Source organism: Rhizocola hellebori (assembly GCF_016862955.1).
Lineage (GTDB): Bacteria > Actinomycetota > Actinomycetes > Mycobacteriales > Micromonosporaceae > Rhizocola > Rhizocola hellebori.
The window spans coordinates 104392-115910 of record NZ_BONY01000020.1; the positions used below are offsets into that span (position 1 = coordinate 104392).

The 11519-nt window shown below is 67.3% G+C and carries 12 protein-coding genes; 7 read left to right on the forward strand and 5 right to left on the reverse strand.

Going from position 1 to position 11519, the window contains the following annotated elements:
• Window positions 1–29 precede the first annotated feature (29 nt).
• Window positions 30–914, reverse strand: a complete 885-nt coding sequence (locus Rhe02_RS18380) for a Sco1979 family transcriptional regulator (RefSeq protein WP_373320645.1) — start codon at window positions 912–914, stop codon at window positions 30–32.
• Window positions 915–979: 65 nt separating this feature from the next.
• A complete protein-coding gene (locus Rhe02_RS18385; protein WP_203909524.1) occupies window positions 980–1195 on the reverse strand; it encodes a DUF397 domain-containing protein in 216 nt (71 codons plus the stop codon).
• A 233-nt stretch (window positions 1196–1428) separates the two neighbouring features.
• Here Rhe02_RS18385 and Rhe02_RS18390 point away from each other — a divergent pair, with 233 nt between their 5' ends.
• The 3 genes from Rhe02_RS18390 to Rhe02_RS18400 are packed head-to-tail and all read left to right on the forward strand — an operon-like array spanning window position 1429 to window position 3365.
• The gene (locus Rhe02_RS18390; RefSeq protein ID WP_203909473.1) at window positions 1429–2172 is read left to right on the forward strand and encodes a GGDEF domain-containing protein; all 744 of its coding nucleotides are present in this window, start codon (window positions 1429–1431) and stop codon (window positions 2170–2172) included.
• A 36-nt stretch (window positions 2173–2208) separates the two neighbouring features.
• A complete protein-coding gene (locus Rhe02_RS18395; protein WP_203909474.1) occupies window positions 2209–2550 on the forward strand; it encodes a PCC domain-containing protein in 342 nt (113 codons plus the stop codon).
• Between the two features lie 44 nt (window positions 2551–2594).
• Complete coding sequence (locus Rhe02_RS18400; protein WP_203909475.1) at window positions 2595–3365, forward strand: class I SAM-dependent methyltransferase; 771 nt, start codon at window positions 2595–2597, stop codon at window positions 3363–3365.
• A 10-nt stretch (window positions 3366–3375) separates the two neighbouring features.
• On the opposite strand, the gene Rhe02_RS18405 is transcribed toward Rhe02_RS18400, so the two are convergent.
• The 3 genes from Rhe02_RS18405 to Rhe02_RS18415 form a co-directional block, all read right to left on the reverse strand.
• A complete protein-coding gene (locus Rhe02_RS18405; RefSeq protein ID WP_203909476.1) occupies window positions 3376–4260 on the reverse strand; it encodes a hypothetical protein in 885 nt (294 codons plus the stop codon).
• A 62-nt stretch (window positions 4261–4322) separates the two neighbouring features.
• Window positions 4323–6119, reverse strand: a complete 1797-nt coding sequence (locus Rhe02_RS18410; RefSeq protein ID WP_203909477.1) for a glycoside hydrolase family 3 protein — start codon at window positions 6117–6119, stop codon at window positions 4323–4325.
• Window positions 6116–7225, reverse strand: coding sequence for a hypothetical protein (locus tag Rhe02_RS18415; protein ID WP_203909478.1), 1110 nt, complete (start codon window positions 7223–7225; stop codon window positions 6116–6118). The genes Rhe02_RS18410 and Rhe02_RS18415 overlap by 4 nt, the downstream gene beginning before the upstream one ends.
• Before the next feature lie 49 nt (window positions 7226–7274).
• Between Rhe02_RS18415 and Rhe02_RS18420 the strand changes: the two genes are divergently transcribed.
• From Rhe02_RS18420 to Rhe02_RS18435, 4 genes are all read left to right on the forward strand, one after another.
• Window positions 7275–8267: a LacI family DNA-binding transcriptional regulator gene (locus Rhe02_RS18420; protein ID WP_203909479.1), complete on the forward strand. Its 993-nt coding sequence runs from the start codon at window positions 7275–7277 to the stop codon at window positions 8265–8267.
• 120 nt (window positions 8268–8387) lie between these two features.
• Entirely contained in the window at window positions 8388–9746 is a 1359-nt protein-coding gene (locus Rhe02_RS18425) for an ABC transporter substrate-binding protein (RefSeq protein WP_203909480.1), read from the forward strand.
• Window positions 9746–10654 (forward strand): carbohydrate ABC transporter permease, encoded by a 909-nt coding sequence (locus Rhe02_RS18430; RefSeq protein WP_203909481.1) that lies wholly within the window; start codon window positions 9746–9748, stop codon window positions 10652–10654. Before Rhe02_RS18425 ends, Rhe02_RS18430 begins: the two co-directional genes overlap by 1 nt.
• Window positions 10651–11517 (forward strand): carbohydrate ABC transporter permease, encoded by an 867-nt coding sequence (locus tag Rhe02_RS18435; protein WP_203909482.1) that lies wholly within the window; start codon window positions 10651–10653, stop codon window positions 11515–11517. The genes Rhe02_RS18430 and Rhe02_RS18435 overlap by 4 nt, the downstream gene beginning before the upstream one ends.
• The last annotated feature ends 2 nt before the right edge of the window (window positions 11518–11519 follow it).

Consider the following 11519-nt stretch of genomic DNA (forward strand, 5'->3'; position numbering starts at 1 on the left):
ATGGTCGGTTCGAGGGATGGGAATGGTTGTCACTCGTTGAGCTCAGAGGCGATCCGGCGCAGAAGCGCTTCGGTCTGCTCCGGTTGAGCGGCCTCGATACACAGTGTCTCCATGGCCACTGCATATTGATCGATATCGTCTCGCTTGTCGAGGTAGAGCGCGCTGGTGAGCTGTTCGACGTAGACCACGTCGGGCAGCTCCGGCTCGGCGAATCGCAGGATGCTGAAGGCACCGCCGACCGCGGCGTGCCCGCCGACCCGAAAGGGCACGACCTGGATGGTGATGTTGGGCTGAGCAGCCGACTCCACCAGGAACTCGATCTGCTCACGCATCACGGCGGGCCCGCCCATCGGCCGGCGCAACGCCGCCTCGTCGATGACCACCCACAGCTGCGGCGCACTGGGCTGGGTCAGCACCTTCTTACGCGCCATGCGTACGTCGACACGCCGCTCGACCTCCTCATCGGAGGCCCGCGTGTGTCCGTGCCGCACCAGGGTGCGGGCATAGGCGGGGGTCTGCAACAGGCCGGGGACGAATTGGACCTCGTAGTTTCGGATGAGCGAGGCCGCCGCTTCCAGGCCTATATATGGCTGAAACCACGACGGCAGCACGTCGCTGTAGCGGTGCCACCAGCCGGGGGCATTAGCGCTGCGGGCCAGAGCCAGCAGCCGGTCGCGCTCTTCGCCGCCCTCCAGCCCGTAGAGGGTGAGCAGGTCTTCGACGTCGCGTTCCTTGAACCCGACCCGGCCCAGCTCCATCCGGCTGATCTTCGACTCCGAGGCCCGGATCTGCCACCCGGCGTCCTCCCGGGTGACGCCGCGCGACTCCCGCAGACGCCGCAGGTGCGCGCCGAGCACAATGCGCAACACCGTTGGCCCGCCGGTCATCCCGGCTTCTCCGGGCGTCGAAGTCACCCCGTTACCCCCTTTTGATTGCCAAGCATGCCATGATCGGCGCCCGACCGTCCTTATCGGACGGCTTAGATGACCATGTCATCAAACTCGCCGGCCCGTACCCCGAGGACGAACGCCATGATCTCGTCGCGGGTGAACACCAGGGCAGGACCTTCCGGGTCGCGCGAATTGCGCAGCGCGACACCACCCTCGGGCAACTGTGCCAATTCCACGCAGTTCCCGCTCGCATTGCTGCGCCCACTCTTGCGCCAGAGCAGGTCTGACAACGCTGTACCTAGCATGTGCGCCGCCACTTGACCCGTCTCCTTCGTCCTTGACCAGCCATCTGCACGTGCATCCGCGCTTGCATTTGCATCGTGCAGGAGGCATCATAACGCATGTGCATTGGCTGCCCCGTCGTCATTTGGCGGCGCCTTGCCAGCCGACCAGATGATCGGCCGCAGTAGGACCGAGGCTCCACCTCAACCGAATAGCCACCGGTGCCACGGGGCTACAGCGCGGAAAGGGGGAAACAATGGACCCATTCACGATCGCGGCCGGGGCAGCCACCACAGCGTCCATGGTTGCCACCTTCTGGTTCCGAAGCCGGGCCCGGCGCTGCCAGGCCGAATCTGCCTTGCAGCGCAAGGAAAACCAGGCGGAAAGGAACGCGGCTCACCACGACCCGCTGACCGGACTGCTCAACCGGCGCACGTTCTACCAATTCGCCACGGCACAACTGGCCGATCCCCCCGCTCGGTCCTTGGTTGCCGTGCTGGTGAACATGGACGGTTTCACCCGCATCAACACCGCGTATGGGCACCGCGTGGGAGACCAGTTACTGACCTCCCTCGCACGGCGATTCGCCGACTACATCACGGGAAACCTCGTCGCGCGCGTCGACGGGGATGAGTTCGCGGCTCTGCTGCCCTGCTCCGCCGCGCCGGGAGGGGGCGTCTATCCGGACGCCCGCTCCCTGTCCCGGCTCATGGCCGCCCCCATCTGGGCCGGGGGACATTATCTGCAGGTCACCGCCTCCGTGGGCCTTGCCACGGTGACCGGCCCGGCCGACGTCGATGACGTCATGTGCCGGGCCGCGGTGGCCATGCGGAGCGCGAAAGCCGCTGCCCGCACCAGACCTGCCCCACCGACCATGACGATTCATGGAACCAGCTTCCGGTACCCGGCGCCGAGCCGAGTCAATGCGCACATCCTCCCCAGGCGCCGCCGGCGCCGGGTCCGGAGCTTCCGCGTCCGCCTCTCCGCCGGCAGAACCTAAGGCGGGCAGGGTCTTCCTTCACCCTAGGGAGGAACCGTGATCCTACTTTCCGTCGCCTCAGGCGAAGAGGTCATGGAGACCATCAGCCGCAAGCTCGAGGAACTCGACATCCTCGACGGCGCGATCGTCTCTCTCATCGGCGCTGTGGAGGGATGCGCCATCAGCACGATGGCCATGGACGACGCCACCAGCGACATCATCATCGAGTACCCGCAGCCGCTGGAGTTCTCCGGCACCGGAGAGATCGTCGACGGCAAGGTGCACCTGCACGTGGTGTGCGGGGCCGAGGGCAACCAGACCGTCTCCGGTCACCTGCACTGGGCCAACGTCAAGAACTTCTACGTCAACGCCTACGTGCTGCCGCTGACACATAGGTAACTTGCCCGATGTGCTAAGCGGCCATCACCGGCAGGCTCGAGCGCATGAGCACCTATGAGCTGTCCACACGGGCCGCGGAGTTCTACGAGTCCACCTTTGTCCCGGCGCTGTTTCGGCGATGGGCCGAACACCTTGTCGCGCAAGCGGATCCGGCGCAGGGCGACAACGTGCTCGACGTCGCCTGCGGCACCGGGATCGTGGCCCGCACGGCCGCCGCGGGTGGCGCGTCGGCAACCGGAGTGGACCTCAATCCGGCCATGCTGAGCGTGGCCAAGCGCCTTGCCCCGAGCCTGAACTGGGTTCAAGGCGACGCGGCCGCGCTGCCTTTTGCCGAGGATTCCTTTGACTTGGTACTGAGTCAAGCCGCCATGATGTTCTTCCCCGACCGCGTCGGCGCCCTGGCCCAGATGCGCCGGGTGGCCAAGCCCGGCGCGCGGGTGCTGATCCAGGTCCCGGGCAGGCTCACGCACAGCCCCGGCTACGCCGCGCTCGCCGACGTGGTGAGCCGGCACGCCGGTCCCGAGGCGGTGGAGCTGATCGCCTCCTACTTCGCCGCGGGCGACCCCGATCAGCTGACCGCACAGGCCGAACAGGCCGGGCTGACCGTCACCGGCGCGGGCAACTGGATGAGCGCCACCCGCCTGCCCGGCCTGCAAAGCTTCCTCGACGTCGAGCTGCTGCCGATCGCCGAGCGCGTCGACGATGACGTGCGGGCGCGGATAGTGGAGGACTGCCGAATCTCCTTGGCGCCCTTCATCTCCGGCGAAGGCATCGCCGCCCCGATCGAGGTGCTGCTGCTGACCGCGCGGGCGTGAGCCGAGGTGATCAGCTGGTCAGCGTCGCCGTGGCCGATCCGCCGAAGTTGCTGCGCACGGTGATGACCTGTGGATTGGTCACCCAGCCGCGCTGGTCGGAATAGCGCCCACCGCCGTTGTTGGTCAGGGTGAACATGAACCCGCCCGACTGGGTGAACACGGACAGGATCGCGTTCGGGTTGGTGCTGGTGGCTTCGATGGTGAGCAGGCCCCGCTTCCACCTGGCCTTCGTGATCGCCACCCGGTCCGCGGGGGCCGGCGCCCCGGGGGTCAAGGTGATCGTCGTGGTGCGCGTGATGGCGAACCAGCTGGCGGTGATCGAAACCGTGGTGTTCGCGGCTACCGCGGCGGTGGTCACCGGGAACGCGCCGGTGGACGCGCCGCCGTTGACAACGGTCTCCGACGGGACCCCGACCAGGGCCGGGTTGCTGGACGAAAGCTGAACGACCGCACCGTTGGTGGCGCCGGTGAAGGTCACCGTGCCGGTCGCCGCGCTGCCGCCGGTGAGGGTCGACGGGGTCACCGACACCGCCGACAGCGATGGTCCCGGCGGCGTCGCCGCGTTGACGGAAAGATTGGCCTGGCGCGGAACATTCTGGATGGCGGCGGTGATCTGCACGATGGTCGGCGGCGCGGCGGCGTTCGTCGTGATCGTGAACGTGACGGTCCCCTGCCCGGCGGGCGCGACGACCGACGGCGGCACCGAGGCGACACCGGGATCGCTGCTGAAGAGCAGAACCGTGGTGGGGGTCGCATCCAGCGGGATCAGCGTGACCGTCCCGAGCGCGGAGGCGCCGTCGCGGACCTGTGACGGCGAGACGGACAGGGCCGAAATGATGCCCTGGGCCTGGGCACCGGCCGGGGCCAGGAAGACTGCGGCCAAGGTCGATACCATGGCGAGAACGGCAACGCGTCGCATAAAACTGCCCACGAAGGAAAGCCGGGAACGGTTCAGACCTAATAGGTCAGCCCGAACCCGAGAGGGAACAGCACCGCTTTGCCGTCGCCGGTGTTGGCCGGCTGCCCGCCGTCGACGGGCCAGGCCACCGGCAGCTTGCCGGTCGGGGAGACGCGTCCGAACAGCACATCGGCGACACCGGCGCCCTCCGAGCCGGGCAGCCATCCGGCCACCAGCGCGTCCCAGCCGGGCAGGTGGGCGGCCACGTCCATGGGCCTCCCGGAGATGAGCACCACGATCACCGGTACCCCGGAAGCCTTCAGCGAAGCCAGAACAGCGACATCGCCCGGGTCGAGCCGGACACCTTCCGGGCGGTCGCCCTGATATTCGGCGTAGGGCAACTCGCCGATCACCGCGATCGCGGCACTGTAGCTGCGGTCTATACCGGCACCGTCGGCGGCGAAGGTGATCTGCGCGCCGGGGCCGGCCACCTCGCGGATGCCTTGCAGCACACTGGTCGCGCCCGGCACCGGGCCCGGCCCGCCCTGCCAGGAAAGCGTCCAGCCGCCGCTGGAGTTGCCCGTGTTGTCGGCGCTGCGCCCGGCGACGAAAAGCTTGCCCGCGCGCGGCTTGAGCGGCAGCACGCCGGAGTTCTTGAGCAGCACCTGCGATTTGGCGACGGCTTCGCGGGCCAGCGCGCGATGCGCGGCGCCACCGAAGGTGTCGGTGTTACGCCCGGTCTTGACCTGCTCGAAAAGCTGGTACTCGATCTTCTTGGTGAGGATGCGCCGGTTGGCGTCGTCGATGCGGGCCATCGTCACCCGTCCCGCGTCGACCTCCTCCTTGAGCAGGCGCAGGAATTCGCCCCACTGCTGCGGCACCATCGCCATGTCGATGCCGGCATTGATCGCCGTGCGCACGTCCACAGCGGACAGTCCCTTCACCCCGTCGATCTGATCCATCCCGTTCCAGTCCGAGACCACGAACCCGCCGAACTTGAGCTCGTCCTTGAGCACCTTGGTGATCAGCTGCTCGCTGCCGTGCACCTTGTCGCCGTTCCAGCTGGAGAACGAGACCATCACCGAGGCGACATCGCGTTTGACGGCCGCCTCGAACGGCGGCAGGTGGATCGCGCGCAGCTGCTCCAGGCTCAGCTGCGTGTCGCCCTGATCCTTGCCGCCGGTCGTTCCGCCGTCGCCCAGGTAGTGCTTCGCCGTCGCCATCACCTGCTGGCTCTGGATTCCGGTGATGATGCCCGACATCGACGCCACCACCGCCGGGTCTTCGCTGAACGACTCGTAGGTGCGCCCCCACCGGTCGTCGCGGGCCACGCACAGGCACGGCGCGAAGGTCCAGTGCACACCGGTTTCGGCGACCTCCTGCGCGACGGCCTGGCCTATCCGGATCACCAGGTCGGCGTCGCGGGTCGCGCCCAGCCCGATGTTGTGCGGGAACACGGTCGCCCCGGCGACGTTGTTGTGCCCGTGCACCGCGTCGGCGCCATAAAGGAACGGGATTCCCAGCGGGGTCGCCAGCGCCGCCCGCTGATAGGCGTCGACCATCGCCACCCAGCCGCCGCGGTCGTTGGGCCGGGGCACCGAACCGCCGCCGGACAGCACCGACCCGATCCGGAACTCGGTGACCTCGGAAGGGGTGATCGAACCCCGCTCGGCCTGGGTCATCTGGCCCAGCTTGTCGGCCAGGCTCATCCTCGACATCAGGTCTGCCACGCGCTGGGCCACCGGAAGCGACGCGTCGCGGTAGGGCGCTTGCGCCGTGTCCTGCGGCGGCTGGTCGTCACACGACGCCGCGGCGGTGAACAGCAGGACCAGTACCAGCAAGTATTTCGATATCATGGGCACGTCCATACGTCGAAGCCCAGTTTGACACCGGGAGTTTTCGTCATCCATCGACTCTTCCCAATGCCAACGACACTCGGTGGTGTGCCGTCCGGGTAGTGAATTGGCCCACGGGCTTGCAGCGTGTCGACGTCGACGAGCCAGTGTTCCACTTCGGTCGCGCGGATGCCGCTGATGCTGGCGATGCCGGTGGCCACGACGATGGTGCGCTCGTCGACCGCCCCGATCTCCTTGGCCTCCCAGCGAACGACGTCCTTGTCCTCGTGTGCGGAGTGCTGCATGGCCAGCAGCGTGCCGATGACCTTCGTGTCGTCGAACCGGTGCAGGCTCAGCTCTTCTTCGGCGCTGTGACCGATGGTGGCGTAGGTGCGCCCGGACGGGAGGATGCCGATGAGCATCTCGTCGTCCTGCCCGATGTGTTCGGCCTGCAGCCGGCCGTCTTTGAGCTGTCCTAACCAGATCACCGACCCGTCCTGACCCTCGCCCACGTTGAGCGCCATCCGCGACGGGTCCGGGTGCGGAAACTGAAATGACCCACCCGCATCGGTATCGGTGGCGATCCGGCCGAGCACACCTGCGTCGGCGGCATCCACGACAAGCCATTGCTCGTGACCGCCCCACGGGTCGTGATCGGAGGGCAGCTCATCGCCGGGCAAAGGACCTCGCAAATGCAGCCAGACCGTCCGGCCATCGCCGGACACCCGGGCCGAGCCGCTCTCCGGATGCCGATGATCACGGTCGTCGGCATATTCCGCATAGCTGCCGTGCTGCGCCAGGCACGACCCTTCCCAGCAGGAGTGCCTTACCTCCCAACGCATCCCGCCGCCGGCGTCGACGGCTTGCACCGCATGCACGCCGCTGAAGACGGCGAAGCTCAAGTCGGGGCTGGCCGAGCTGGTGCCCACCCGCCACGGCCACGGCGCCGCAAACACCGTGGCGTCGGTCTCACCGTCGATGGCCCGGTCGAGGTCATAGGCGAACAGCTGCGTGTCGGTGCGGGCCAGCACCAGAACACGATCTGGCCAGCACTGCACCGAAAGCCGAACATCCTCGTCAGGCGGGGCAAGGGCGACCGAGGCGAGGAGGCGGGCCGGGGTGCTCACCCGAGCATGGTCTCATGTGGGCGGTCTTCGCGCGGGGTACGATCCGCGGATGCGTTTTCGCGGCGATCGGCCCCGCATCGGCCAGGTGGCGCAGCTCGCCGGGGTCAGCGCCACCACCGTGTCGCACGCGCTCAACGGAAGGCGGCCAGTGTCGGAGGCGACACGGCAGCGCATCCTGGACGCGATCGACCAGCTGGGGTACAGGCCCAACGTGGTCGCCCGGGGGCTGCGCGCGGGGCGCAGCATGACGATCGGGCTGGTGATCCCGGACATCACCAACCCGTTCTATCCGTTGCTGGCGCGCGGGTTGCAGGACGTGCTGGGCCCGGCGGGCTATGACGAGATAATCACGAACACCAATGGCGATCGTGACCTGGAACGCGCCGCGCTGGACAAGATGATTTCGCGCCAGGTCGACGCCGTGGCCTTCGCCGTGTTCGACACCCACGCCGAGGATCTGCAGCCGGTCATCGAGGCGGGGATTCCGGTGCTGCGCTTGGGCGGGCGGCTGGCTCAGCGGGGCGTGGATCTGCTGCACACCGACGATGAGGGCGCCGCGGCCGAGGCAACCCGGTACCTGATCGGGCGCGGCTACCGGCGCATCGCGTTCATCTGCGGGCCCGCCGCGCAGGGCCCGGCTGCGGAAAGGGTGGCCGGATACCGTGTGGCGCTGGGCAAGCCCGGCATCGTCGAGCACACCGAATTCAGCCGGGCCGGTGGCGCGCAGGGCATGCTGCGCCTGCTGGAGCGCAGGCACGTGCCGGATGCGGTGCTCTGCGCCAACGACATGATGGCGATCGGAGCGCTGGACGTGGCCCGGCAGCACGCCATCGAGGTGCCCGATCAGCTGGCCGTGATGGGTTTTGACGACATCGAGGCGGCGAGCCTGATCTCGCCCCAATTGACTACGATGGCCAACCCGGCCCGCGAGATCGGCCGGGCGGCCGGCGGGCTGCTGCTGGATAGGTTGTCGGGCAACGAAACCGGCCCGCCCCGGGAGATCGTGGTCCCGGCCCGGCTGGTGGCCCGTCAGTCTGCTTAGGACAAAGACCGCTCTTGACTTCGGCCCGGTTACGGGTAGATTGCGGGGCACCAAGTCTTAACGATTTGCTAACCCCGAGTCCAGGCCGCTCACTGGGCTGTCGCGAAGGAGAGCAGACCCGTGAACGGACCCAGAGCGCGCGCTATCGCCGTTGCCGCAACGATCGCGCTGGCGCTGAGCACGACCGCCTGTAGCGACGACGACCCGGCGTCAGCGACCCCCACCCTGGAAATGTGGACCTTCAAACGCACCCATGTGGCGGCGCTGCAAGAGGTTGCCACCGCCTTCAAAACCAAGACAGGCATCACCGTAAATATTCAGGCATTCACACCTGATGACGTCTTTACGGCGAAGATTCAGAGCGCGGCACAAACCAAGGACCTACCCGACGTGCTCGAGCTGCACGCCGGCGGCGAGGACATGCGAGTGGGCGGAGCGGGCCTGCTCGCTGACCTTGCCGGCGACTTCGCCGGGCCGGGCCTGGACAGATTCCTCACCACGACCCGGCAGGCCGGCCTGGTCACCGAGGAACGCAAGGCCAAGACCGAGGAACTCAAGGATGCCAAGGTGGGCACGCTCTACAGCGTCCCGTTCACGGCCGGGACCTTCGGCATCGTCTACGGCAACCGGGAAAAGATGCAAGCGGCCGGGCTCAACCCGGACTCCCCGCCCAAGACGTGGGAGCAGTTCCTCAGCTACCTGCAGGCCACCACAAAGGTTGACGCCAAACAGGGCGGGCTTTCGCTGGGGCTCAAGGTGAGCCAGACCGGCTTCAACTGGATCTACGAGCAGCTCGCCTTCGCCTACCTGGGCGAAGCCCGCTTCCAGGCGCTGTTCGCCAAGGACGGCCAGCGGTTCGCCGCCCCCGACGCGGTGAAAACCCTTGAGCTGTATAGCCAGCTGACACCCTATTGGATCCCTGGGGTGTCAGCGCTGGGCATCGACGAGGCGGATGTGGCCTTCGCGCAGGGCAAGTCGGCGTTCAACGTGGGCGGCACCTTCACCATGGCGTTCCTGGCCCAGAACGGCATGACGCCGGAGAAGATGGTCACCTTCCCGATCCCGCCGCCGGCTGGTGGCAAGGTCAGCGACCTTCGCCTGGCCGCGCTCGCGCTCACCGGGCTGTCGGTCACCTCCACCACCAAGGACAAAGCGGCGGCGGTGAAGTGGGTCGACTTCCTCAGCTCGGCCGAGGGCGCGGCGATCTTCGCGAAGTCGTCGCTGGACCTTCCCGCCACCGATCTGGGCGCGCAGGCGCAAGCCCTGCTCGGGCCGAAACTTGCTGCGCTGCAACAGTATTTCACCGGCCCGAAGGAGTCGACCTACGACGCGGCCAACCGCTCGTTCCGGCCACCGGACTACGACGAGGTTCCCGTCGGCACCGCGCTGCTGAAACTGTCCCCACTCAAGGAGGCCGGCGCGGCGGCGACCGGTGCCCAGCTCGACAGCGTCATCGCCGCCATGTGGGTCAAAAAGTAGTGTCTACAAACCAGCGCCGCCGTCAGTGGGTGACCGGCTATGCCTTCGTCGCCCCGGCGGTGGCGCTGTTCCTCGTCATGGGGCTCTACACGATCGGCTACAGCTTCACCTTGAGCTTCGCGAAGTGGAACGGCTTTACCGAGCATTGGCAGTGGGTCGGCCTGGACAACTATCTGGACCTGCTTTTCAGCGACCCGCGGCGCGCCCCGGAGGTGCACAACGCGGCCGGCCACACGGCGGTCACCATGGTCGCCGTGCCGCTGGGCACGGTCGTGGTGGCGCTGCCGCTGGCGGTGCTGCTCAACTCGATCCGCCGCCTGCGGGCAGTGCTGCGCTCCATCTTCTTTCTGCCGTACGTGACCACGGGCATCGCGGTCTATTACGCGTGGCGTTACGTCCTGGAGCCGGACGGCGCGATCAACCTGATGCTTCGCTCGCTCGGGCTGGGCAGCCTGTCGCGGCCGCAGGGCTTTCTGGCCGACCCGGCAACGGCACTGCCCACCCTGCTGGTGATCATGATCTGGGGCAGCGTGCCGATCGCGATGCTGCTCTACCTTTCCGGGCTGCAGGCCATCGATCCGCAGATCGTCGAGGCGGCCCAGGTCGACGGCGCGGGCGCGGTGCGCACCCTGCGCCACATCACCTGGCCGCTGCTGGTGCCGATCACCGCGGCCGTCGTGCTGCTCGGCATGCGCGACACCATGCAGGGTTTTCAAACCTTCCTGCTCATGACCAACGGTGGCCCGGGTGGACACACCGATGTGCTCGGGCTTCGCACCTACCACCTGGCCTTCTTCCAGAGCCTGTCCCCCACCCTCGGCCTGGCCAGCGCCCTGGGCTGGCTGATTCTGCTGGCGGCGCTCGCGCTGACCGTGCTCAACGCCCGCCTGCTGCGAGCCCAGCGATGAGACGCGCGACAGCGGGCGAAGCCGCTGGGAGACGCGCGAGGCAACGGCTCACGGTGGGCAGGGCCATCGCCTATCTCGCCTTGGCTTTCTATGCCGCGATCAGCCTCTACCCCTTCGCGTGGATGGTTTCCGGCGCGTTCAAGAGCAGGCTGGAGATTCTCGCCGGCGGGCACCTGATCCCCCGCGATCCGACGTGGACCACGCTGGCCCAGACCTGGAACCGGCTGAACTTCTTCGACTACTTCCTCAACAGTGTCAAGGTGACCGGCCTCACCGTGCTCGGCGTGGTGGCCATCTACAGCCTGGCCTCCTACGCGTTCGCGGTGCTGGACTTTCCGGGCCGCCGTTTTCTGCACCGGTTCTTCATCGCCCTGCTTTTCGTGCCGGGCATCACCGTGCTGTTGCCACTGGTTCTTCTCGAAAACGAGCTTGGCATTCTGGGTACCCACCAAGGCTTGATCTTGCCCTTTGTCAACGGAACCGCGCCGCTGAGTGTGCTGCTGCTGACCAACGCCTTCCGCACCGTGCCGCGGGAGCTGCGCGACGCCGCCCGGGTCGACGGCGCGACCGAGGCCAGGATCTTCTGGGGCGTCTACCTGCCGCTGAACCGGCCCATCCTCATCACCATCGCGGTCCTGACCGCAGTGCCGACGTGGAACGAGTATGTGCTGAGCCGGGTGTCCCTCAACGATGAGTCGCGCTATACGCTGCCCTTGGCACTGGAGGCACTAGCTTCGGAAAATGTGCCGCAGTACCACGAGATCATGGCCGGATCGTTAATACTCGTCATCCCGGTCATAGTCCTATTCTTTGCCCTGCAGCGGTACTTTCTCAGCGGCCTGGCCGGAGCTATCAAGGAGTGACA